Here is a 23,873-nt window from a genome sequence, read left to right as displayed (position 1 = left end):
ATCGACTCCTGGCTGTCAGGACTTCGGATCATGCGAGAAAACGTCGGATTTTTCCGGAGCGACATGGTTGGCCAAACGCCTAAGATTCTCCATCAGACGATGTCGAGCTTCTTCGTCTGAGACCCTCCAGATTTTTGCGAGCGCTTTCTCTGCCGTCTCCACGTCCCAAGGAAAAAGGGGACGTCCGTTGATCTGCGCGAAGGGTCCGTCAGATTCCGTGAGTATCCGGTCGGGCGGCATGACGGCCGTCATCGTTCGCCCCTTTTCGCCAGCCAGCATCGCCGGCCCCACACTGAACCAGCATCCTTGATCAACGGCTCGCTGGAGTTCTCGCCGTGTTCCCGAGAACCAGTGCAGGATGGCCGCCCCGGCTTCGCTTCTTGCCGCCAGGCTATCGAGGACTTGCGTTGCAGCCCGTCGGCTGTGGATCGTCATTATGCGGCCGCCGGCGGCGCTGCACATGCGTAGGATCTCGTCGAAAACCCGTCGCTGGATATCCCATGTCCCCTTCAGTTCGGGACCGCCATCCAGACCGATCTCACCCACGTATCTTGTGGAGGAAAGCAATTCCTCGAAGAGCGCCAGCTCGCTCTGGCGCTCTTGCGCGATCTGTGGATGCAGGCCAAGCGCGGTTCGGATACGGGCGGCGTGCTTGGCGAGCGCGGCAGTACCGGACCAGGCGGAAGGTGTGGTCGTCACGGAGAGGACGAAGAGGTTGCGGTCGACGCATTCCTTCGTCGTCGCGACCGGATCGGGGTAGAGGTCGATATGGGCGTGAAGGTCAATCACTTGACACCGTACTTAGCGTGCAACGCGCCGAGCTCGTCGAGGCCGCGGCGGAGCATATCATTGAGCGCGTCGCGACGCTGGATTTGCGGCCACGTAAGCGCGCTGCCGACCCATTCGTCGAAGCCGTCGCCCTTCCCGGCGGCCAGTGCCATGCCGACCGAACGCACGTCGTCGAAGCCGGCATGATCGGTGTCGTCGCGACCGAGCGCCTCGAAAACGTATTCCGTGGTGTCCTGCACTCCCCAGTTAAGAAACGCCGCCCTTCTGACCTGGCAGGGCACGCAGCGTCCGCAATGGTGATAGTTATATCGCTGGAAGCGGCCGCAGCTTGTCGAGCCAGCCGCGAACATCCGGAGCAGTGCCTGATCGGCGCATTTCTTGAGCATCTCACCCTTGGTCTGATCGGCGTAGGGTGTGCGTATCTCGACGCGAAGACCGGCGGCTGCAAGGATGTCTTGGAATTGGGCCAGGAAGTAGGGATGCGCGGTGCGCGTGCTCAGGCTGCCGAGGCGGCTTCCCGTCAGCGGCGGATTAACGGCTATGAAGCCGTTTTCGCAGACGTAGAGGGGAACCGTTGCGCCTTCGCGGTAAGAAGCAAGCGCCGAGGCGACCAGAACGCCGAAGGAAAGGAATATGATGGAACGCGCCCGCTGGCTGGTGTCGTCTGTTACTGGGACCCTGGCGTTGTCGTTGAATTGAAAGTGCCTCAGTCCGCCGCCGATCGACGCTGCGAAATTGACCTGCTTCGCCCCGTCGCCCCGGACGGTTTTGCTGATCGCGACGGGGCGGCTTCCCTCCGCCGCGAGATCGAGGGCGCCGCTAAGACTGTCCAGTCCGCCCGACAGCAGCACGACTCCTTCTTCGGGAGGCACGAACACTTGCGCGGGGACCGGAGGTGCCTCGCCGCCGTGGGTGAAACGGAATACCCATCGGTCGGTCGTGAGGAATCCCAGCGCTCCTGAGAGCATGCCCGCCGCCGCGTTCCAAAACGCCGGATCTGAAACCGCGATCTCCAACTCGAACTCGCGGGTCCAGCCGTCGGGACTCTCTTTTCGTTGCCCGGCCGCGTCGGCCGCCATGACCGACATCGCGATCGACAGGAGATCCCAGGCTCTTAGCGCCGGCGCCAGCCGCTCCCTCCGGACCACGTTGCGCACGGAGGCACCGGCGCTTCCGCGTTGGTCCGATCCGGCCTGACCATAAAGCATGATCCTTATCGTGCCGGCCTCGTTCAGGCGGCCGATGGCAGCGGGTGCGCACAGCAACCTCATTCTTCGTACCCTTCGAAGACTTCGAATGTCTCGCGTAGGGCAGCTTGCACGACCCGAGCGATGCGGCCGGCCGTCAAGGTTCTGCCCTGGTCCCTCAGCTTGCGGAAGGATGCAGCGACGGCTTCGGCTATATATGAGCGCGCCTGCTTCAAGCGGGCCAAAGCGACGGTCGCGGTCGGAGCCTTCTCAAGCAGGTGCTTTCCGACGTCGAGCTCGAACCGTCTTGCCACGTCGATTGCGGTGAAAGTCTCGATGGCGAACTCTCGCTCCGCATCGGACAGGTTGAGCAGGTCGGCATCCGGATATTGAGTCAACAGCTCTGACATCGCGTCGTGCATCGCAGCGCGTTCCGCTTCCGCGTCTTGCGTGCCATCGATGGGCCTTACCGCTTCTATGATCGCGTTCGCGATTTCCTCGGTCGATCGCCCGGCGAGCGCCGCTGCGTCGACCGGCGCATCCGCTGCACCGCTTGCCGTCGAGTAGAACGCGTGGCCGAACGAACCGGCGGTTTCGGCAGTGCCGCCGAACCGCCGAGTTGCGGTGTTAGATCCGCCGTAGCCACTTCGGACGTAGTGTCCGAGTCCGCGCCTCAGATCGCCGTTATCGCCCGATCTTGCGAAATTTCCCAAGCTGGTGCGAACACCACCAAACCTTCCCTCCGGCGCAATCGGCGGAGCCTGAAGGACTTGAGAAAGTGCTGCGGGTGGGGCGACCACGTTTCCCTCTGCAGGGGCGACCTCGGGTATGGCATCGGGAGCTCCGACCGGCGGCATCGGGTCCTGAGGCGCGGCCGGCGTCCATGGGGGAACCATGGGTACGCCGGAGCCCGGTCCATCGCTAGACTGCGAGGTGCCCATTTTCCCTCGCCTGCTTGATCGCGTTCTTGACCGGTTTCGCTATTCCGACCCCGGAATTCCACATATCTAGAACTGTCGCTGACCATGCGCGGTCACGGATCTTGGGAACGATGCTTGGTTGGATTTGCTGCGAGGGCCGATCCGCCAGGAAGGCCGCGAGACGGGGACCTTGGGCCGGATCCGCATCCGCAAGTGCGATACAGGCGTTGAGTATCGGTGGCACACCCCATTCCTGTTCCTTCCTGGCGCGCTCCAACAGCCGATCCATCATCACTGTGGTTTCGATGCGAGCGACACGGCTGAGCCTATCCTTCAGGCTGCTCGCTACCTCCGGGTGGTCGAGCAGCGCGGACAGCAGTTCGGCAGCGTCGGATGACAATCGATCTTCGGGAGTGATGAGTGGGGCATGCTCGCGACTTACGTAGAGCGCGCCCCGAAGATCGGTGTCGTGCAGAGCGGGCGCGAGCGCCAGCCACTCCTTCACGAACTCGCCCGTCCAAGGCGCCTTCAGATCCAGTTCGCGCCCGGCCGTTGCGTCCTCTTCCCACCCCTTGAGGAACGTTGGCTTTCCCTCGGCGTCGGCGCTGACGCGCTTGACCAGGTCTGCATAGGCGGCACTGTCGCCGATGCGCTCAAACAACAGGAGCTTGCCGAGCACCGCCTCGTCCACGCCGACACCTTGCGCCTTCGAGATCGTCATGCGAATAGAAACCGCATTCAGGAAGCGCTTGATCAGGCGTGGATTGCCAAGGATACCCGAGGCGGTAGTCATGAGGGAGGCGAGCCGTTCGGCGGTGTCGAACTGGCCCACTAGGGGCCCAGGCAGCCTCAGGCCCAGAGACTGGACAAAGGCACGATCGACCTTCTTTCCCTGCCAAGTCTGCCTGAGTTGGGCAATCATGGCTGCGCGAATCTTTTCCTTGTCGCCGTCGGAGAGTTCGCTGTTCTCCACGAACAACAGCATCATGTAGGCACGCACTTCCTGAGTGCCGAGCTGCGGCACCCGGATCGGAACCTGGATTAACTTGTCGAAATAGTTGGTGACGAGCAGGTCGTCGCTGACGCCGACGAAGTGCTTGCGTACGGCGTGTTTGATCATGTCGTTGTCTGCGGCGATGACGAAGGCGGTGTTCTTCAGGAAGAGGAACAGGCGTATCGCTTCAAGAGTCGAGATCGTGGTCTCGGGCAGGCAGCGGTCGAGATCGTCAATCAGCACCACAAGCGTGATCCCGAGCTCCTCAAGGGTCTGCTCGAAGGTGTCGCGTAGCGCCTGGATTTCCTTGGGCGGCGAGGTTTCCTGTTTCGGATTTAAGAGACCGCTGCCTTCCTTCGCCGCATCCGATGCGGCTTGTTTTGCGGGATCAACGATTTCCTTTCCGAGCCCTTCGTTCCAGAGCTGTTTTCCGACGCCGACCAATTCGCCGATCGCGCCGGCCGGCGGGATGCCGAAGTACATGGAGACCGCCGATGTCGCGCCAAGCTTTGCTGCGCGTAGCCACTTGATCCGCTTTGCGAGCGACTTGACCTTGTCGATCGCTGTTTCGCGGGTTTCAGCTTCCTCTTCGAGCTTCGTCGCGATCACGTCCATGAGCGCGGCGCGAGCGTCGTCGTATCCTTGGTAAAGCCAGGCATTGAACTCCACGAAAACGTACTTGTTGGCTTCGTCCGTCTTCTCGCGAGCCGCGACGGCGGATCGCGTAAGCTTGATCATCGAAGACTTCCCGATGCCCCATGCTCCCGAAACTCCGATGGAAATCGGGCGGCCCCGCGCCTGGACAATGATTTCCGCAACGGTGTCAGCGACGCCGGAGAAGTTCAGGAAGTCGCGCTCGGTTTCGTTATCGGGCCACATTGACGATCTCGCGGTTCGCGGAGCACTCTGACGGCGCGGGCTGCGACGAATCACAGCGATGCTTCGCAGCTAGTGGTCGGGACCTGCTGTGTTCTTCACTGCGCACCGACTCGGCTGCTGCCTTAAGGCTGACAGCCAGCTTGCAACGGGAGCGCGAGTCCATGCTGTTGGACACGCTCTCCACAGGAAATACCGCAGCTTAGGTCCGCAAGCGGCTCAACGCTTCCTGCAGGAGGGTCCCTGTGATCTTGTCCTGCTTCGCCCGCGCGGTCAGCCGAGCCGCCTCATTCACCACCCAAGCGGCATCGCTCATCGGACGGCCGGCGAGGGATCGGCTCGCTCCGGATAGGTCGAGCGAGGCGTGCGGCCGATCCTTGAGCATACCCGCGAGGGCGAGCTCGACTTCTTCCTCGGTCGGGTAGTCAACGAGTACCGAGTGGTCGAACCGTCCGGTTCTCAAAACCGCGGGATCGAGCGCTTCCTTCCTGTTCGTCGTCGCCAGCACCAACACGCCATTCTTGGCTGCAGCCTCGATCATCCTCAGGATCTCGGTCAATTCCTCAACCTTGTGGTCCTGGGACATCGGCCCCCGCGCCGAGGCGACAGCGTCGATCTCCTCCAGGACGAGCAGCGACGGGGCGCTGCGCTTGGCCTGCTCGAAGGCCCGCCGCATCGCGACGGTCGTCTGGTGGATGAAGGGGCTTCCCACTTCCCCGAGATCCAGCCTGAACGTCGGCCGACGCAACGCTGCGACCAGCGTATCCACCGCATGGGTCTTGCCCGATCCGGGCGGTCCGTAGAGCAGAATTCCGTTCGGCAACTGCACCCTCAGCGCCTGGTACCTGTCGGGATCGGCGCTCGGCTCGATGACGTACTCGCGAAAGAACGCCTCGAGAGCGGGGCGACCGGGCAGAGCGAAGGCTTCGGGGGTGACCGGCTCCGCGAGCTCGGAGACGTCCAGAGCAGCGAGGAAGAAGGCTATGTCGTCGGCGGAGACCCAAGGATTGGCGCTGCGCACCGACCCGACGTCCAGGGCGGACGCCTGCGAAGCCGTAAGTATCTGCGCGGCGACCTGCCTCATGTCTTCCGCCCCGTCGGCATCGTTCACCGGCAGACACACCTCCAGCGCGGGCAGAAACAGAGCGCTCGCCACCTCCGCCTGCGGAGCGCGCCGGCGCATTCCGGCAATGGCCCCACCAAGGGCTCTGACGTCGCTGGTCGTGGGAAGACCGAACCGCTTCGGCCACTGCAGCAACGGCACCGGCTCGGAGGACTTCGCCATCGGCATCGTCAAAAAGTGGCGGCCGCCGAACTCGAACTCGGCGAACGGCGGGGCGCATTCGATCCGACCCGCATCATCCGCGGCCGGCTCCCCGCCGGCGAGAACGAGGATGAGGCCGTCGCCAGCCTGCTCCTGCAACACCTGATAGCCCGGCCCTTCGGCCCGCAGCCTGCCGACCGTGCCGGATACGAGCTTCTGACCGATCGGAAACCATGGAAAGCCCGACATGCTACTTCATGAGGCCGGCGAGAGCCGCGCTGGCCGCGTTCTTGGCGGTGGTCGGTATCTGGTTCTCGAGGATTCGTCCGATGGTTCGGCGCAATCCCTCCAGATCGTTTCGGTCGATGCAGGCCTGTCCGTCGACGACCAGCCTCTCGTGCAGCGCCTTGTCGATGGCCAGGTGGCGTTCGCGCGAGAAGGCGAGGAACAGGTCGACCTGAAAGCCAGGATGCTCCTTGGCTCCGTTGATGAAGATGGCGAACATCTCGGAGTGCGACTTCCGCGCGTCGTCGGGCCGACCATGGCTGAGCGCCTCCCGAACCTGCGCGAGCAGTGCGTCGAAGCGATCGTTCGTGGATTTGGCCGCGTGGGGCCGGACGATGGAATCGTAGTCCTGGGCCAGACGATCCGTCTCTTCCGTCAGGACGCCGCCCACGTTTTCAGGGCGGTTCTTGATGCGGGAGATTTCCTGCCTGATGGCGCGACCCTCCTCGGCGATCGATCGGCGCGTGTCGGCTTCGAAGGACGTCCTCAGGTTCTCGCGTTGCTCGTCCAGCCGCCGGTTCAGTTCCTCGGTCTCGGCGCTGCGCTTCGCACCGAGGGCGCGCTCGAGTTCTTCGAGTTCGGTCGCGGTCGTGTCGAGGACGGAGTTGGCGAGCTCCTCGCCTTCGTGCCCTTCGAAGCTCTTTCTGGCCCCGTGATCGGTGAACATCTTGCCGGTGTCGAAGCGGCGGCCGATCGAGGGCACTTCGAGCGCGCAGTTCAGGAGGCCGTTCTCGTCGAGATTCCAGTGCACGCGGACGACGTCGCCGCGACGGATGATGTCGCCGATCTCCAGCTGCGAGCCCTCGACGCGGAAGCTTCCGACATGGAGGTTGAGTGCCGGATCTGTCACACCGGCTTCCATCTGGTAGACCTCGAAATCGAGCCCGGCCTTGTCTCCGCCCTTCAGATCGTTCGCGGCCCGGTAGCTCTCGGTGCCGCTCGCCGGAATCGACTGTCCCTTCGCCACGAGTTCGTGGAGCGTGTTCTTGGGGATACCGCCTTCGTCGGCCACCACCTTGACGGCGATGGTGTGGGTGATCGGCGTGCCCGACGACGATGCGTCCGTGCGCTTCACCACGAGCCTGGTTTCGGCCTCTTGCACGGGGTTCCCGGATCGGTCGAACACCATCACCCGGAACTGGTTGTCGCCGCGGCGCGCGACGGGCACGTCGTTGATGGAGGTGGTGCCGTCGAGGGGTAGCTGCCCGCTGGTCCAACCCATGTCGCTGTCGATCTGGAGCCGATAGCCTTTGCCTTGCGCTTCCGGCTGGGGCCTGACCCGGATCCGGATCCGCGCATCCGAGGTGCGCTCCGGATACCCGTATTCGATCTTGACGGCGCCGCCCGCCTTGGCCGTCGCCCTCGTCGGTTTGGCGGTCACCGCTTCGCCGGACCAGTCGCGGCTCTCGGCGAAGATCGCGGCACCGAACGCAACCGCGGTCATCGGATCGGAATCGAGGTCTCCGGCGATTCCCAGTTGTTCCGGCACGCGCGAACGAACGATGGGCATGCGGGTCGGACCGCCGATGAACACGACGCGATCGATGTCGCCGCTCTGGTAGCCGTTCTCCTTGAGCAGCTTCCGGCACGCATCGATCGACCGGTCTACCTGGTCGGAGACCAGATCCTCGAGCTGCCGTCGGTCGAACGAAATGTCGAGGTAGATTTCCTTCCCGGCCAGGTCGCGGGACGACAGTTGGCTTTCGTCGGCTGAAATGCGCGTGGAGGGCTGCGCCGACAGTTCGATCTTGGCCTTCTCCGCATAGAAGGCCGCGATCCGGAGCACGCGCTGATAGGTCGGATCCTTCTGCAGGTCCTCCGGGAGGTCGAACTGGTCCATGAGCCACGGCCGCACGATCTCGTTGACGACCCGGCGATCGAAGTCGGTGCCGCCGAGCATGTTGATGCCGCCGTGACCCACGACGTTGATCGTGCCCCCGACGCTCTGCACGATGGCGACATCGAAGGTGCCACCTCCGAGATCGTAGACCAGGAATTGGCCGTCCTTCAGCGCCGAGTTGCGTCGCTGACGATCGGCGATCGACGCCATCGCGGCCGCGATCGGTTCCTGGACCAGGCCGACGCGCCCGATGCCGGCGGCCTGCGCCGCCCGCATCGTCGCTTCGCACTGCATCTGGTTGAACGCCGCCGGGATCGTGATGACGGTGCCCTCCAGATCGAACTGACCTGCCGCCAGCTTGGCCTGTGCCAGCAGCGTCCTGAGCACTTCGGCGCTCGCCTCCTCGGCGCTCATCGAGTGATCCGCGCTCTTGAATTCGATGGGGCTCGAGGTGCCCATGAGACGCTTGAACTTCTTGCCCACGTTCTCCGGGGAGAAGGCATCCTGCTCGTAGGCCCGCTGTCCGACGAACATTCCGCCGCGGCGGTCGATCATGATCGCGCTCGGAAGCACGTCCGATCCGTCCACGGTCTTGTAGAGGCGCAATTCCCGACCGTCGTTGCCGACGATGGCCGAATTGGACGTTCCCAAATCGATGCCGAGATACATGCTCACTCCTTGCTCGCCAGATAGACCTTGCCCATCAGCACGGGACGCATGTCCGCGATGACGGCGGGCTCGATGGTGCGGGCGACCACGACGTCGGTGCGTCCCTGAAATTCATCCCCGTTGACCGGAGATACCGGCAGGTTGACTTCGAAGTCCATCCCGTCGAACGACTGAACGGACATTTTCCGATCTCGAAGAAGCTCGTCGAGGCGGTCCGCCGCGTAGCGTCCCTGCGAGGCGTATCTCTCCCGCCGGTCCTCCGGAACGCTGTCGAGTGCACGCTCCAGCACGCGCAGGAGCTTCCAATACTCGACCGCGAGCCGCGCCATCGTATCTCCGCCGTCCGTCATGACCGTTCCTCGATCGCGCGCGTTGTTTCCTGCGCGCTCATCGCCGCGTCGCCGGCGTACCCGATGGTCGCCACGACGCCGCGAGAGCACGTCCCTCGGATTCCAGCGAATACCGCTTCCCGATCAGCTCGGTATCGACGGCATCCTTGTCGCTCTGCCGAAAACGATAGTCGCTGCAGCGCGCATTGTAGTCGTCGACCACCGTGCTGAAGCGCTGACCCTGCACGCCGGCTTGGATCAGGGGTCGGGCGGCCTCGATCCGGACGCGCTGGAATGCGCAGTAGCGGATGTTCGCCCGGGTCAGCGCCAGACCGGTGCCGACCGACGGCAGCGCTTCCCTGGTATCGACTATTTCGACTCTCTGCGGCGGCGGGGCGGTCGTCTGAGAAGGTGCGGGCGTCTGCGGCCAGGTTTGCGTATTGGAATAGGAGGGCGGCGGCCGGTATTGGGTCGTCTGCGATCCCGAGGTACCTCCTCCGTTGGCCAGGATGGCCCAGAGCCCGCCGCCCACGACCACGATGCCCCAGAACCACATGACTCGGGTGTTGGCCTTGCGCTTGGCGGCCGCCGCATCCCGAATGGTCCTCACGGCGCTCAAGTTCTCTTCGTCGGTTTCCAGCGTGAGGAGCCTCTCCGCGAGCTGCTCGGTGTCCTTCCACTTTTGCGCCTTCAGGTTTTTCGTCAGGTCGTTCTCGACGAGTATCTTGCGGGCGGCGCGCTGGTCTTCCCGGAGCATCGCGAGCATGTCGGGCGAGGGCGCCCTATGGGCCGCGTGGTCGAGAAGTCCTTGGATGATCCTGTCCGCAGCTTGCGGGGACGACGAGTCGTTGTTCAGTGAAATGGCGATGGAACGGACGAGGCGCCATGGCGCATCCGAGAACGGCAACTTGGAGGTCGCATCGACGGCGGCTGCGAACTTGTCGAAGATGGATCTCACGCTTCCGACCGACCCGCGGCCGAAACCGCCCTTGAGCAATTCGCCTTCGATCGTGCGGTGCGAATTGTTGGCCTGCTCGCAGGCCTGCAGAAGCGGCGTGAGCAGCTCGTCGGCCAGCTTGTCGTTGCGGAGTTCGGCGAGTTGTTTCGTGTCTTCGGACATCTGGTCGGCGGCGCGCGGCAGGTGGCCGAAAGCTCCGGACGCGATGGCAACGACCTTTTCCGCGCCCTCGAATTCGCGTTGCTCGTTGGAAAGATCGAGAGCGAGTTGCCGGACCGTCCCGTACATCTCGCGGGTCGCGGCGTCTTCGCGCTGTCGGTGATTTTCGTAGGTCTGGACGGGCCGAACCAGCGCCATCCAGAAGCGCACCGCCTTGTCGAGCTTGCGGTACGCGGCATCCGGTTTCGGATTCCTGCGGATCTCGTCGCAGGCCGCCACGACGGCTTCGCGGCGTTTGGAAAGTTCGGAGGCCACGGCTTGACGAAACATGGAGACGTACACGTCGAGCCTGAAGAGCGCTGCGCTGTCGCCGCCGGCGACGATCCTCGAGACGAACAGATCGAAGAGAGCAACCGCCTTGTCGCCGATGCCCAGGGCCTCGATCACGGCCTTGGTCTGCCGGTCCAGCAGCTTGGAGAGCGCATCGCTCACGACGTCGCGGTCGACGCGGCCCAAGGCGATCTCCTGGCGGACGTCGTTGATGGCGTCGCACACGGCGCCCGGAGCGACTGCGGCCTGTGCCGCGATCAGATCACGGAGGTGATCGAGTCCGAGCGGCCCCGCCGAGCCGTAATGGGCGATCACGTTGGATCTCGGGAGGGAGTGGAGGCGCGTCAGACCGTCCTTGATCTCGCCGATCGGTCTTCCCGTGCGGATATCGGAGACGATCTCGGTCGCCACGCCCGGATCGACGTCGAGGAAGCCTCCGACTTCGGCTTCGATCCGGAGCCTCGGCGTCAGGAGCGTCTGCTGCGCGCGCATCAGGGCGTCCGGCTCGTCCGCCTCGTCCTCGACCGCGTCCTCGTACGCTTCCTTGACGGTCGCGGGGTCGGCGTCGGGGGACAGACCGAGGAGGACGAAGGGATTCTTGAGGAGGTTGAAGTCGCCGCCCGCGATGGGACCGCTGCGACCCTCCGACAAGACGCGGTCGCGATGGGACCGGAAAAGGATCGCGTCGTGCGGGGCGAGCCGGATCGCCTCGTCGAAGTCGTGGAGCGCGCGGTCGCGCTCGCCCTTCTTTTCCCAGACCAGCGCTCTGAGTCCGTACGCATGACCGTCGTCGGGCGCGAGCTTCAGCGCGCTCTCCAGGTCCACCAGCGCCTCGTCGTACCTGCGGCAGCGCGCCTTGAGGAGGCCTCTACGGCGATGGGCCTTGGCGTCCCCCGGATCGCGGGCGATAGCGGACGAGAGCTCGGCGATTTCCGCGTCGAGATCGCTTTGGGTTTGCGTGTCTGCGCCGCTTGATGACATCGACCGACTCGAAATGCCGTCCTTCCAAGGACTACTTCTTCCCGTCCTGGTGCCGCTCGAGCCACTCGCCGGCGGCCTCTTCCATCACCAGCGACGCCGTCGTGTCCCGCAGCGCGGCCGCCGACTTGATCCTGCGGATGATCTCCGGATCCATTGACGTCAGGAGCTGCTTCTTGGCGCCCGCTGGCGGCTTCCGGCCCGGCCTGCCGGCCTTCTTCTTTTCCGCCATCGGTCCCGTCGCCCATGCGCTGTTGGTCGAGGAAAATTCCACGTCCGGTGGTGCGCGGCAAGCCCGCGGACCTCCGCGCGGCCGATTTCCACACCGATCGACGACCCCGACGCCCCGAAACGCCCCCGGGAGTCCCGAAACATGGTGATCTGGATAGACCTATTTCAAATAGTCTATCTGCCCAGTGGCTGGAGCGGGCGAAGGGAATCGAACCCTCGTATGCTTGGGAAGCTGTTCATGCCTCCTCGGCAATTCGAGACTTCGCTTTAGCCGGCGATCTCCTTTCCTCTTCGCTTTTAGCACCGAAGGGTCGACCACGAACCGCCCAGCCCCGGTGCGGTCAGTGAACCACTTCTTGGCCGTTCGAATACAGACGGGTCGGTCCACGGAAGCACCAGCGGAACACGCACCCATCAGCGCTGTACGAGTGCTCGCACTATCGGACTAGGTGCAAAACTTGGACGAGAAAAGGCGCCCAAGCGAACCACGGCAGGGAGTGATTATCTCACGAGAGAGCTGGGAGAAATTGTGGTACCGAGTGTGGTACGAAAGAACGCACCGCGACCTCGAATGCCCGAAAGTGCTGATTTTGTTGGTAGCGGGAGAGGGACTCGAACCCCCGACCCCAGGATTATGATTCCCGTGCTCTAACCAGCTGAGCTACCCCGCCACAGGGTCGCGAGGGCCGAAACAAGCCGACCTCGCGAACGCGCGGCATATAAGGAAGGGGGCGGCGGGCTGTCAATCCGAGTTTGGCAAAGCTTCCACCTTCGCCAAGGCTTCCGCCTTCGCTAAAGCTTCGGCGGGACATGTCGGCGGGGGATTTGGGCCTTTTGGCGCTGAATCCGTCATGGCCGGGCTGGTCCCGGCCATCCCGGCCGGCCACAAGAACGTGGATGCCCGGGACGAGCCCGGGCATGACGACGAGATTGGGATGCGGAACAGGCTCCGCCTACGCCAAGGCTTCGGCGCGACGAGCTATTTCGGCCGCACCGTCGGGTCGCCGCCGGGGCTGCCGGGGGGCGGGATGACGGGCATGGCGCCGTTCGTGCTGGGCGCCGGGGCGTGCATCTCGGGATCGACGCCGGAGGGCGGGCAGAGCACGCCGTCCGATTTTGCCAATTTATCGCCGAGCGGTTCCCGGGACTGGCCGGTGGTGGTGCCGTCGGCCGAGCGGTTCGGGCGGTCCTGCGGCGTGCAATTGGTCGCATGCTGCGGGGATGGCGGCGCGGTCGCTTGCGGCGGCGTCGCCGGGGCGGGCGGAGCCTGCGCGATCGCGCTGCCGGAGGCGGCGATCAGGAGACTGGCCAGAATGATGTTTGATGTCGTGCGCATGGGAGGGAAACGCGCGGGTCAGCCCGCGTGTTCCGCACCCCCGATCACGATTTGAGGTAGCGGATCAGCGAAAAGTGGCCCATCGGCGGCATCGGGCGGCGCTCGGCCAGCGTAACGCCGCCGTGTTTTGCGGCCCAGTCGACCAGGCGCTGCCATGGAAATTCCGGGCGCCAGCCGAGGCGGCGGGCGAGCGGCGCAAACGCGAGCTCGGAGAGTTTGCGCAAACCTTTTTCGGCCCCGATGTGGTTGACCAGGATCAGCTCGCCGCCGGGCTTCAAGACGCGCATGAACTCGTCGAGCGTGCCTTCGGGATCGGGCACCGCGGTGATGACGTATTGTGCGACCACCGCGTCGAAGAAGTTTTCGGGGAAGGCGAGGTTCTTCGCGTCCATCACCGAGAGTACTTCGACATTGCTCAAGCGCATCGCGCGCACGCGCGATTGCGCCTTGCGCAGCATCGGCTCGGAGATGTCGACCCCGCAAATCTTCGTGGTGCGCGCATAGTCGGAGAGCGACAGCCCGGTGCCGACGCCGACGTCGAGGATGCGGCCGCCGATGCGATCGGCCTCGGCGATGGTCGACTGCCGGCCGGCGTCGAACACCTTGCCGAACACGAGATCATAGACCGGCGCCCAGCGGCCATAGGCCTTCTCGACCCCGGCCCGCGAGATGTCTGCTGCCATGCCCCCTGCCCTGCCTAGATTCTTATTTTGCGCATGATCTGTTCGGAAAACCGCTGCACACTTTTCCGGATCATGCGCTTAGCCGCGGACCGCTTCTGCGAGCGGCCTCGTCGTGCTGCTTGCGGCCTTCGCGGCGGCGCTTTGAATGAAGCCGCCGCCGAGCACGCGGGCCTGGCCGCCAGGTGCGTCGTAGAACACGCAGGCCTGTCCCGGCGAAACGCCCTCTTCGCCGGCGACGAGCTCGACCTCGTAATGGCCGTTCGCGCCGCGCAGCCACGCCGGCTGGGGCGCGCGGGTCGAGCGCACGCGCACGAACATTTCGAGGCCATTGCCGATGGCGCGGTCGATGTCGCCATCGCCGATCCAGTTGACGTCGCGCAACACGATGCGGTGCATCTTCAGCGCCTCGCGCGGGCCGACGACGACGCGGCGGTTGGCGGCCTCCAGCCGCACCACGAACAGCGGCGCGGCGGCTGCGATGCCGAGGCCGCGGCGCTGGCCGATGGTGAAATTGGCGATGCCGTTGTGCCGGCCGAGCACGCGGCCGTCGAGATCGACGATGTCGCCGGGGTCCATCGCGTTCGGCCGCAGGCGGGTGATGATGTCGGTGTAGCGCCCGGTCGGCACGAAGCAGATGTCCTGGCTGTCGTGCTTGTCGGCGACGGCAAGACCGAAGCGCCGCGCCAGCTCGCGCGTCTCGGGCTTGGTCATGTCGCCGAGCGGAAAGCGCAGATAATCGAGCTGCTCCTGCGTGGTCGCGAACAGGAAGTAGCTCTGGTCGCGATCGGCGTCGGCGGCACACACCAGCGCGCGCGAGCCGTCGTCGCGGCGGCGCGAGGCAACGTAATGGCCGGTGGCAAGCGCGGTGGCGCCGAGCTCGCGCGCGGTCTTCAAGAGGTCGCGGAACTTGACCGAGCGGTTGCACTCGATGCACGGCACCGGCGTCTCGCCGAGCGCGTAGCTGTCGGCGAAATTGTCGATGACGGATTCGCGAAAGCGATCCTCGTAGTCGAGCACGTAATGGGGAATGCCGAGCTTGGCGGCGACGTCGCGGGCGTCGTGGATGTCCTGGCCGGCGCAGCAGGCGCCCTTGCGATGGGTCGCCGCACCATGGTCATAGAGCTGCAGCGTGATGCCGACAACGTCGTAGCCTTCCGCCTTCAAAAGCGCAGCCGTCGTCGATGAATCGACGCCGCCTGACATGGCAACGACGACCCTGGTATCCTCAGGACGGCCTTCGAGATCCAGACTGTTGAGCATGGGCCTTAAAGCGTTGTGGACGGCGGCGTTGGGCGATCCGCTGGGTGCTTCCGGCGGGACAAAGGCAATCCCCGGGAACCGAGAGTTCCCGAAGGGCGCGGCCTGCCCGGTCGAAAGCGGTTGAGAGCTCTCTCTTTAATATAGGCGGCCTTCCGGTGAAGCAATCACGGACCCCGCAAGGTTTACGGCAATTCTTGCCGGGGAGGCAGAAATGGCGGGGCTTTGGGAGGCTCCGCGGCGGGGCGCGAATTCGTCAACGCATTGATTTGATTGGATAAAATTCCTACCACAAGGGTGGCCCGCTCCTTGCTACCTCTCATGGCGAAGATGTTTCCAAGGGGTTGCCTGTGGTCGGTCGAACGTCAGATGTCGTGGCAAGCGTGCAAGTCCCAAGCGCGCAGCAAAAGCCTGCCCGGTCGCAAGCGCCGAAAGACACGTCCAACGACTCCTTTGGCTCGCTGGTGGACAGCAACACCCAGGCGATCAGCGACAGCGCGGCGTCCTCCGTGCAGGACTCCCCGCGCCGCACCGATTCCTCGTCCTCCGCCTCCGACAAGAGCCCGCGCGATCGCTCAGCGAGCGACCAGTCCTCGCAGAGCAAGGCCAGCGACGACGCCAACAATTCCGCGCCCGCCAAAAACGACATCAAGAACGACGCCAAGAGCGACGCCAAGAACGACTCGACGGCTGATGCGGCCAAGGCTGATAGCAAGACCAAGGACAAGCCGGAGGCGTCCGACGCCAAATCGGCCGACAAATCTGCGGACAAATCCGACGAGACCAATGCGGACAAGGCCGGCGGCATCGATGGCCTCGCCGCCGCCGTCGATACCGCCGCCGCCGCGCAAGTCGACGCGACGCAGGCCGCCGTATCCGATCCGAATGCACTCGTGGTCGCCGTGCCGGTCGATTCCAACGCGGCTGCAAACCAAGCCGCCGGCTCCGCCTCCTCGCCGCTGACGATTGCCGCCGCCGGCATCGCCGCCAGCGCATCCATCGCAGCGCAGATCGCCGGCACCAAGACCGATACCGCGACGCCGGGCGACAAGAGCGCCAAGACCGCAAGCGCCAAGGTCGATGCCGACACCTCGGCAGTGCTGGCCGATACCGCGACCGGGACCACCGATTCGACCGCGGCCGATGCCAAGACCAATGGCGGCCTGATCGCCGCCGTCGACCAGGGCACGCCAAAAACCTCGTTCAAGGCCGCAGTCACTGCGCAAGGCGCGAGCGACGTTTCCAATATCGGCCAGGACACCAGCAAGGCCAACGCCGCGCAGACCTCGGCGACGGCAGCGTCCGCCACCGCGGCGCATCCGCACGCCGACAAGCCGCCGATCGACGCGAACGCGGGCGACACCAAGGCTGGGACTTCCGACCGCACCGCCGATGCGGCACCGGCGACTGCGACACCGCATCCCAATGCGGGCACGCAGGCCGCTGTCCCCACCACCGACACCGGCGCGCAGGCGGCCTCGGCCGTGCAGGCGTCACTGACCAATACGACTTCGGCCGCGACCGCATCGACCGCGACGCTCACGGCGACCGCAGCCACCAATACGGCCATTCCGATCACCGGCGTGCCGATCGAAATTGCCGCCGCCGCACGCGCGGGCAAGACCCGGTTCGACATCAGCCTCGATCCGCTCGACCTCGGCCGCATCGACGTCCGCATCAATGTCGACCGCAACGGACAGGTCACCTCGCATCTCACCGTCGAGAAGCCGGAGACGCTGCAGATGCTGCGGCAAGACGCTCCCCAATTGCAGCGCGCGCTCGACGATGCCGGCCTGAAGACCGGCAGCAACGGGCTGTCCTTCAGTCTGCGCGACCAGAATTCATCGGGCCAGAACTCCGGCCAGAACAACGACAACGGCGGCAATGCCCGCCGGCTGATCGTCAGCGACGAGGACGCAGTTCCCGCGGCCCCGGTCGGGCGCAGCTACGGCCGCATGCTCGGATCGAGCAGCGGCGTCGACATCAGAGTGTGAGGAGTATTCGATCATGACCACCACGAATGCCGCCACCGCCCCGTCCGTCGTCTCGGGCACGACCGACCTGCCGAAATCCTCGTCGAACCCGAGCTTGGGCTCGACCACCGGCGCGACGCTCGCCGGCAATTTCCAGACCTTCCTGACGCTGCTGACGACGCAGCTGCAGAACCAGAACCCGCTCGATCCGCTCGACACCAACCAGTTCACCCAGCAGCTGGTGCAGTTCGCCGGCGTCGAGCAGCAGCTCAAGACCAACGACTCGCTGTCCCAGCTCGTCACGCTGCAGCAGACCACGCAGGCGACCCAGGCGCTGGGCTTCGTCGGCAAGACCGCCCTGGTCGACGGCACCACCGGGACCATGACGAATTCGTCGGCGACCTGGCATCTCAACGTGCCCAGCGACGCCACCGTCGACATCACCATCGCCAATGCCAGCGGCCAGACCGTATTCACCGGCAAATACACCGCCGGCGCCGGCACCGACGTTCCATTCACCTGGAACGGCCAGGGCAATGACGGCACGCAATGGCCCGACGGCAAGTACACGATCTCGGCCACGGGCAAGGACGTAGCCAACAACAATGTCGGCATCGCCGCGCAGGTGCAGGGCACGGTGTCGTCCGTCGACCTGACCCAGTCGCCGCCGCTGCTGACCATCGACGGCGCCAGCTACACGCTGAGCCAGGTCAAGAGCATCATCGCGACGACGAGTAATTAAAGGCGGAATGCCGCTGGATATTCGGTGTCGTCCTGGCGAAACCACCGAAGTCGTTTGGTTCGACGAAGTAACCCCGAGTCGTTGTAGCGACTCCTCCCTGGGGTAATGGGTCCTGGCGTTCGCCAGGACGACAATTGAGGCTCTGCGACACCCCGCGCAGGCCTCGTTTGTTAGTAAAGTATTTACGAACACCCCCTCGGCCCGCCTGGACGTACCGTCCCGCCGGCCGAGTCGGCTGCGTTCCAGCCATTTTCAACGAGAATTGTATTGAAGCCTTAGGCTTAGCGGATTTTTAAGCCGGCGCGCGTAGGGTTCCTGAGTGAGTTCAGTGGTTGCGAGTTTGTGAGTACGCCATGACAGAACCCCATCGCCCGAGGGTAAAATACGTCATCGGGCCGGACGGTAGTCCGTTGACGATTGCGGATCTGCCTGCACCCGGCACCAAACGCTGGGTCATCCGCCGCAAGGCCGAGGTCGTCGCCGCAGTCCGTGGCGGTCTTCTCTCCCTCGAGGAGGCCTGCAGCCGTTATACGCTGACGGTTGACGAATTCCTCTCCTGGCAGTTTTCGATCGACCAGCATGGTCTGGCGGGACTTCGCACCACCCGTATCCAACAATATCGCCAGTAGGCAATCCGGAAATCTGCGGCTTTTGACTAAAATCGGCCTCGCCTTGCGAGGCCGATTTTTTTCATGCTCCGTTTTGGCGCGACTTTTGTCGCAGCTCTTAACCTTCGTTAACCATATCGAAACCATCACCTAGGCAATAATTGCCCAGTCGGCCTTTCCTGTGAAAGCAGCCGAATCTGTCGGGGCGGTTGCTTGCAAGGTCTTGCGGACTTTCTGAAGGGTATCGGAGCCGCCCGGTTCGGGGCGATGATCGCGGTCACCGCCGCGCTCGTCGGCTTTTTCGCGTTCGTCATCATGCGCGTCACCACGCCGCAGATGACGACGCTGTTCACCGACCTGAGCGTCGAGGACTCCTCGGGCATCATCAAGGACCTGGAGCGCCAGGGCATCCAGTTCGAGCTGCGCAACGAGGGCACCATCATCATGGTGCCCAAGGACAAGGTCACCCGGCTGCGGATGAAGCTCGCCGAGGGCGGCCTGCCCAAGGGCGGCGGCGTCGGCTACGAGGTGTTCGACAAGTCGGATGCGCTCGGCACCACCTCTTTCGTCCAGAACATCAACCATCTCCGCGCGCTGGAAGGCGAGCTCGCCCGCACCATCCGCGCCATCGACCGCATCCAGGCCGCCCGCGTCCATTTGGTGCTGCCCGAGCGCCCGCTGTTCTCGCGCGAGGCGCCGGAGCCGTCGGCCTCGATCGTGGTGCGGGTCCGCGGCGCGCTGGAAGCCCAGCAGATCCGCGCCATCCGCCACCTCGTCGCCTCGGCCGTGAACGGGCTGAAGCCGCAGCGGGTCTCGATCGTCGACGAGACCGGGCAGCTGCTCGCCGACGGCGCCCAGACCGATCCGGACCAGCAGATCGGCGACGAGCGCCGCACCGCCTTCGAGAAGCGGATGCGCAAGCAGGTCGAGGACATCGTCTCCTCCGTGGTGGGCACGGGACGCGCCCGGGTCCAGCTCTCCGCCGATTTCGACTTCAACAAGGTCACCCAGACCTCGGACAAGTACGATCCCGAAGGCCGCGTGCTGCGCTCGAGCCAGACCCGCGAAGAGCAGAGCATGACCGCCGACAACAACGGCCAGGTCACCGTCAACAACGAGTTGCCGGGCAACCAGCAGAACGGCGGCGTCGCGGCCAAGGACCAGAGCAAGAAGAGCGAAGAGACCAACAATTACGAGATCTCCCGCACCACCAAGACCGAAGTGACCGAGGCCGGCCGGGTTAACCGCATCTCGGTCGCGGTGCTGGTCGACGGCATCTACTCCAAGAACGAGAAGGGCGATCTGGCCTACCAGGACCGCACCAAGGAGCAGCTCGACCGCATCGCCACGCTGGTGCGCTCGGCGATCGGCTTCGACCAGAAGCGCGGCGACCAGGTCGAGGTGGTCAATCTGCGCTTTGCCGATGCCCCCTCCACCCCCCCGATCGCCGAGCCGAGCGGCTTACTCGGCATGCTCCAGTTCACCAAGGACGACGTCATGTACTTCGTCGAGCTCGGCGTGATGATGCTGCTCGGCCTGGTCGTGCTGTTCCTGGTGGTCCGGCCGCTGGTCAAGCGCATCCTGGCATCCGACGAAGTCGCAGCCGCCATCTCCGGCGCCCTCACCGGTCCGGCGAGCGACGAGGCCGCACCTGCCAGCCAGGCGCTCTTGCCGAGCGGCGCCGCGAGCGCGATCGACGTCGCCACGGTCCAGGGCCAGGTCCATGCCCAATCCGTCCATCGCGTCGGCGAACTCGCCGAGCGCAATCCCAACGAGACCGTCGCCATCATCCGCCAATGGCTGACCGAACCCACGAAATAATCGAGAAGTGATCTGATATGGCCGCCGCCCTGCAAAACGCCAATTCCAACGACATCACCAGCGTGATCTCCACGCTCGGTCAGCGTGCGGGCAGCCGCGGAGGCGCGAAGACCGAAGCGGTGGCGGGGCCGAAGCGCGCCGCGATCCTGATGCTGGCGCTCGGCGAGCAATATGGCGGCAAGATCTGGTCGCTGCTCGACGACGACGAGGTGCGCCAGCTCTCCCTGGAAATGTCGACGCTCGGCACTGTCGAGGTCGACACCGTGGAGGACATGCTGCTCGAATTCGTCTCGCGGATGTCGGCCTCCGGCGCGCTGATGGGCAATTTCGACGCCACCGAACGGCTGCTCCAGCAATACCTGGCACCCGAGCGCGTCAACGGCATCATGGACGAAATCCGCGGCCCCGCCGGCCGCAACATGTGGGAGAAGCTCTCCAACGTGCAGGAAGAGGTGCTCGCCAACTATCTCAAGAACGAATATCCGCAGACTATCGCGGTGGTGCTGTCGAAGCTGAAGCCGGAACACGCCGCGCGCGTGCTCGGCATCTTCCCGGAGGACCTGGCGCTCGACGTCGTCAACCGCATGCTGAAGATGGAGGCGGTGCAGAAGGAGGTGATCGAGAGCGTGGAGAAGACGCTGCGCACCGAATTCATGTCCAATTTGTCACAGACCCGCCGACGCGACGCCCACGAGGTGATGGCGGAAATCTTCAACAATTTCGACCGCCAGACCGAAACCCGCTTCATCACCTCGCTGGAAGAGGACAATCGCGAATCGGCCGAGCGCATCAAGGCGCTGATGTTCACCTTCGACGACCTCGTGAAGCTCGACTCCGGCTCCGCCCAGACCCTGATGCGCAATGTCGACAAGGACAAGCTCGGCGTCGCGCTCAAGAGCGCCAACGAGGACGTCCGCAACTTCTTCTTCGGCAACATGTCCTCGCGTGCGGCAAAAATGCTCCAGGACGACATGGCGGCGATGGGCCCGGTCCGCCTGCGCGACGTCGACGAGGCTCAGGCGCTGCTGGTCAACCTCGCCAAGGATCTCGCCGCCAAGGGCGAGATCATGCTGACCAAGAACCGCGCCGACGACGAGCTGGTGTATTGATGGCCGCTCCGGCAAAATTCCTGTTCGACAACGACTTCGCCGCGCCCGACCGGACGCGCGAGAAGGCCGCAACCGCGGCCGAGATCGCCCAGAAGGTCGCGGAAGCCGAGGCGCGCGCCTATCAGGACGGCTTCGCCGCCGGCCAGCGCGAGGCCAAGGCCGAGAGCGACCGCCGTGTCGCGCTCGCCATGGAAGAGATCAACATCGCCATCCGCGGCATCGCTTCGGGCATCGGCAACATCGAATCCAAGATGGAAACCGAGGCGGTCGACGTCGCGGTCGCGGTGGCGCGCAAGCTGTGCGCCGATCTGGTCGCCGCCGAGCCGCTCGGCGAGATCGTCGCGCTGGTCAAGGACTGCTTCTCGCATCTGGTCGCGACGCCGCATCTCGTCGTCCGCATCAACGACGCGCTCTACGATTCCGCGCGCGAGAACATCGAGCGCCTGGCCAGGCAGAACGGCTTCGAAGGCCGGCTGGTGATTCTGGCCGAACCCGAGATTGCCACCGGCGACTGCCGGATCGAATGGGCCGATGGCGGCGTCGTGCTGGAGCGCGCCGCCATCACGGCCAAGATCGACGAAATGGTGGGACGCTATGTTGCGTCCCGCAGGGGGAGTTAAGCCATGAGCGACACTGACGGACAGGTCCCGCTGCCCGATCTCAACGGCCCGATGCCGCCTACCGGCACCGACGTCGGCTACAACGAGGACGAATACGCGACGCGCGCCGCCGCCGACCTCGAGGCCGTGTTCGACGTTCCGGTGCAGGTCTCGGCCGTGCTCGGCCGCTCCAAGATGGACGTCAGCGAGCTGTTGAAGCTCGGACCCGGGACCGTGCTCGAGCTCGACCGGCGCGTCGGCGAGGCCATCGACATCTATGTCAACAACAAGCTGGTCGCCCGCGGCGAAGTGGTCCTGGTCGAGGACAAGCTCGGCGTGACCATGACCGAAATCATCAAGACTGAACGCGCCTAAAGCGGCGACGCGCGGCAGCGCGACCAGACGGACAGGAGACTGATATGCGGCTTCTCATCGTTGGCACATTGAAGGGCCAGCTCACCACCGCCACCAAGATCGCGATGGCGAACGGCGCCACCGTGACCCACGCCGAGGATAACGAACAGGCAATGCGCGTGCTGCGCGGCGGCAAGGGTGCCGACCTGCTGCTGGTCGACGTCGCCCTCGACATCCGCGATCTCGTGATGCGGCTCGAGGCCGAGCACATCCACGCGCCGATCGTCGCCTGCGGCATCACCAACGACGCCCGCGCCGCGGTCGCCGCGATCCACGCCGGCGCCAAGGAATACATCCCGCTGCCGCCGGACCCGGAACTGATCGCGGCGGTGCTGGCTGCCGTCGCCAACGATTCCCGCGAGCTGGTCTATCGCGACGAGGCGATGGCCAAGGTGATCAAGCTCGCCCAGCAGATCGCAGGCTCGGACGCTTCGGTGATGATCACCGGCGAATCCGGGACAGGCAAGGAAGTGCTGGCTCGCTACGTCCACACCCGCTCGGCCCGTGCCAAGCGCCCGTTTATCTCGATCAACTGCGCCGCGATCCCCGAGCATCTGCTGGAGTCCGAGCTGTTCGGCCACGAGAAGGGCGCCTTCACCGGCGCAATCGCCCGCCGCATCGGCAAGTTCGAGGAGGCAACCGGCGGCACGCTGCTGCTCGACGAAATCTCGGAGATGGACGTCCGCCTGCAATCCAAACTGCTCCGCGCCATCCAGGAGCGCGTGATCGACCGTGTCGGCGGCACCAAGCCCGTCCCGGTGGACATCCGCATCATCGCGACCTCGAACCGCAACCTGGTCGACGCGGTGCGCGAAGGCACGTTCCGCGAGGACCTCTTGTTCCGGCTCAACGTCGTGAACCTGAAGATTCCGCCCCTGCGCGAGCGTCCCGCCGACATTCTCGAGCTCGCCCAGCACTTCGTGAAGAAATACGCCGAAGCCAACGGCGTGCCGATGCGCCCGATCTCGGCGGAAGCGCGCCGGGTGCTCTCCACCAACCGCTGGCAGGGCAACGTCCGCGAACTCGAAAACACCATGCACCGGTCGGTCCTGATGGCGCAGGGCGACGAGATCGGCGCCGATGCGATCCTCACGCCCGACGGCGACCGCCTCGACCTCGCCAAGACCGTGCCGGCCGTGGCGCATGCCACCATGGCCGCCGAGCAGGTGACGCGGGCACTGGTCGGCCGCACCGTCGCCGATGTCGAGCGCGACCTGATCCTGGAAACGCTGAAGCACTGCCTCGGCAACCGGACCCATGCCGCCAACATCCTGGGCATCTCGATCCGCACGCTGCGCAACAAGCTCAACGAATATTCCGACGGCGGCATTCCGATCACCCCCGCCGGCACGCCGGGTGAATATCCGCGCATGCCGATGGTGGGGGCGTAGGCGCTCTTCGCTGACTGAGAGAAACGAATGCCCGGGCTGGTCCCGGGCATTTTTCTTTGAGAAGAACGCAAAACAGTCACCACAATCCGCGGCTTCCGGCGAAAGTCAGGATCCATTACTCAGTGCGAACG

20 protein-coding genes and 1 tRNA gene are annotated in these 23,873 nt (G+C 64.8%); 8 read left to right on the top strand and 13 right to left on the bottom strand.

The window, feature by feature from the left end:
• Window positions 1-15: 15 nt before the first annotated feature.
• From qatD to mnmA, 13 genes are all read right to left on the bottom strand, one after another.
• Entirely contained in the window at window positions 16-789 is a 774-nt protein-coding gene (qatD, locus tag RX329_RS08410) for a Qat anti-phage system TatD family nuclease QatD (RefSeq protein ID WP_317245613.1), read from the bottom strand.
• The gene (gene qatC, locus RX329_RS08405) at window positions 786-2,060 is read right to left on the bottom strand and encodes a Qat anti-phage system QueC-like protein QatC (protein WP_317245612.1); all 1,275 of its coding nucleotides are present in this window, start codon (window positions 2,058-2,060) and stop codon (window positions 786-788) included. The genes qatD and qatC overlap by 4 nt, the downstream gene beginning before the upstream one ends.
• Window positions 2,057-2,833 (bottom strand): Qat anti-phage system associated protein QatB, encoded by a 777-nt coding sequence (gene qatB, locus RX329_RS08400; protein WP_317245611.1) that lies wholly within the window; start codon window positions 2,831-2,833, stop codon window positions 2,057-2,059. The genes qatC and qatB overlap by 4 nt, the downstream gene beginning before the upstream one ends.
• A gap of 64 nt (window positions 2,834-2,897) precedes the next feature.
• Window positions 2,898-4,769 (bottom strand): P-loop NTPase fold protein, encoded by a 1,872-nt coding sequence (locus RX329_RS08395; RefSeq protein WP_317245610.1) that lies wholly within the window; start codon window positions 4,767-4,769, stop codon window positions 2,898-2,900.
• 199 nt (window positions 4,770-4,968) lie between these two features.
• The gene (locus tag RX329_RS08390; protein WP_317245609.1) at window positions 4,969-6,192 is read right to left on the bottom strand and encodes an ATP-binding protein; all 1,224 of its coding nucleotides are present in this window, start codon (window positions 6,190-6,192) and stop codon (window positions 4,969-4,971) included.
• An 88-nt stretch (window positions 6,193-6,280) separates the two neighbouring features.
• On the bottom strand, window positions 6,281-8,824 hold the full coding sequence (locus RX329_RS08385; protein WP_317245608.1) for an Hsp70 family protein: 2,544 nt from the start codon (window positions 8,822-8,824) through the stop codon (window positions 6,281-6,283).
• 2 nt (window positions 8,825-8,826) lie between these two features.
• On the bottom strand, window positions 8,827-9,174 hold the full coding sequence (locus RX329_RS08380; protein WP_247808360.1) for a hypothetical protein: 348 nt from the start codon (window positions 9,172-9,174) through the stop codon (window positions 8,827-8,829).
• A 37-nt stretch (window positions 9,175-9,211) separates the two neighbouring features.
• Complete coding sequence (locus RX329_RS08375) at window positions 9,212-11,581, bottom strand: tetratricopeptide repeat protein (protein ID WP_317245607.1); 2,370 nt, start codon at window positions 11,579-11,581, stop codon at window positions 9,212-9,214.
• 31 nt (window positions 11,582-11,612) lie between these two features.
• Window positions 11,613-11,810, bottom strand: coding sequence for a hypothetical protein (locus RX329_RS08370; protein WP_317245606.1), 198 nt, complete (start codon window positions 11,808-11,810; stop codon window positions 11,613-11,615).
• Between the two features lie 593 nt (window positions 11,811-12,403).
• Window positions 12,404-12,480 (bottom strand) — tRNA-Met (locus RX329_RS08365).
• 308 nt (window positions 12,481-12,788) lie between these two features.
• On the bottom strand, window positions 12,789-13,145 hold the full coding sequence (locus RX329_RS08360) for a hypothetical protein (protein ID WP_063994841.1): 357 nt from the start codon (window positions 13,143-13,145) through the stop codon (window positions 12,789-12,791).
• Window positions 13,146-13,189: 44 nt separating this feature from the next.
• A complete protein-coding gene (locus RX329_RS08355; RefSeq protein WP_018453892.1) occupies window positions 13,190-13,828 on the bottom strand; it encodes a class I SAM-dependent methyltransferase in 639 nt (212 codons plus the stop codon).
• Window positions 13,829-13,906: 78 nt separating this feature from the next.
• Complete coding sequence (gene mnmA / locus RX329_RS08350; protein WP_018453891.1) at window positions 13,907-15,088, bottom strand: tRNA 2-thiouridine(34) synthase MnmA; 1,182 nt, start codon at window positions 15,086-15,088, stop codon at window positions 13,907-13,909.
• A gap of 347 nt (window positions 15,089-15,435) precedes the next feature.
• Between mnmA and RX329_RS08345 the strand changes: the two genes are divergently transcribed.
• The 8 genes from RX329_RS08345 to RX329_RS08310 all read left to right on the top strand — a co-directional run bounded on the left by RX329_RS08345 (window position 15,436) and on the right by RX329_RS08310 (window position 23,742).
• The gene (locus RX329_RS08345; protein WP_085359388.1) at window positions 15,436-17,079 is read left to right on the top strand and encodes a flagellar hook-length control protein FliK; all 1,644 of its coding nucleotides are present in this window, start codon (window positions 15,436-15,438) and stop codon (window positions 17,077-17,079) included.
• 13 nt (window positions 17,080-17,092) lie between these two features.
• Complete coding sequence (locus RX329_RS08340) at window positions 17,093-17,800, top strand: flagellar hook assembly protein FlgD (RefSeq protein ID WP_085349195.1); 708 nt, start codon at window positions 17,093-17,095, stop codon at window positions 17,798-17,800.
• A gap of 353 nt (window positions 17,801-18,153) precedes the next feature.
• The gene (locus RX329_RS08335) at window positions 18,154-18,429 is read left to right on the top strand and encodes a DUF1153 domain-containing protein (protein WP_002714638.1); all 276 of its coding nucleotides are present in this window, start codon (window positions 18,154-18,156) and stop codon (window positions 18,427-18,429) included.
• A gap of 192 nt (window positions 18,430-18,621) precedes the next feature.
• Window positions 18,622-20,229: a flagellar basal-body MS-ring/collar protein FliF gene (gene fliF / locus RX329_RS08330; RefSeq protein ID WP_085349194.1), complete on the top strand. Its 1,608-nt coding sequence runs from the start codon at window positions 18,622-18,624 to the stop codon at window positions 20,227-20,229.
• A gap of 17 nt (window positions 20,230-20,246) precedes the next feature.
• On the top strand, window positions 20,247-21,338 hold the full coding sequence (fliG, locus tag RX329_RS08325) for a flagellar motor switch protein FliG (protein WP_018453886.1): 1,092 nt from the start codon (window positions 20,247-20,249) through the stop codon (window positions 21,336-21,338).
• Window positions 21,338-21,958 carry a FliH/SctL family protein gene (locus RX329_RS08320; protein WP_018453885.1) on the top strand — a complete coding sequence of 207 codons (621 nt, stop codon included), beginning with the start codon at window positions 21,338-21,340 and terminating at the stop codon, window positions 21,956-21,958. The genes fliG and RX329_RS08320 overlap by 1 nt, the downstream gene beginning before the upstream one ends.
• Window positions 21,959-21,961: 3 nt before the next feature.
• Window positions 21,962-22,312 (top strand): flagellar motor switch protein FliN, encoded by a 351-nt coding sequence (gene fliN, locus RX329_RS08315; protein ID WP_007596160.1) that lies wholly within the window; start codon window positions 21,962-21,964, stop codon window positions 22,310-22,312.
• Window positions 22,313-22,356: 44 nt separating this feature from the next.
• Entirely contained in the window at window positions 22,357-23,742 is a 1,386-nt protein-coding gene (locus RX329_RS08310; protein ID WP_026232617.1) for a sigma-54 interaction domain-containing protein, read from the top strand.
• The last annotated feature ends 131 nt before the right edge of the window (window positions 23,743-23,873 follow it).

Source organism: Bradyrhizobium sp. BWC-3-1, assembly GCF_032917965.1.
GTDB lineage: Bacteria > Pseudomonadota > Alphaproteobacteria > Rhizobiales > Xanthobacteraceae > Bradyrhizobium > Bradyrhizobium canariense_D.
Note: the sequence above shows the minus strand (reverse complement) of the source record. Positions and strands in the feature narration are given on the sequence as shown.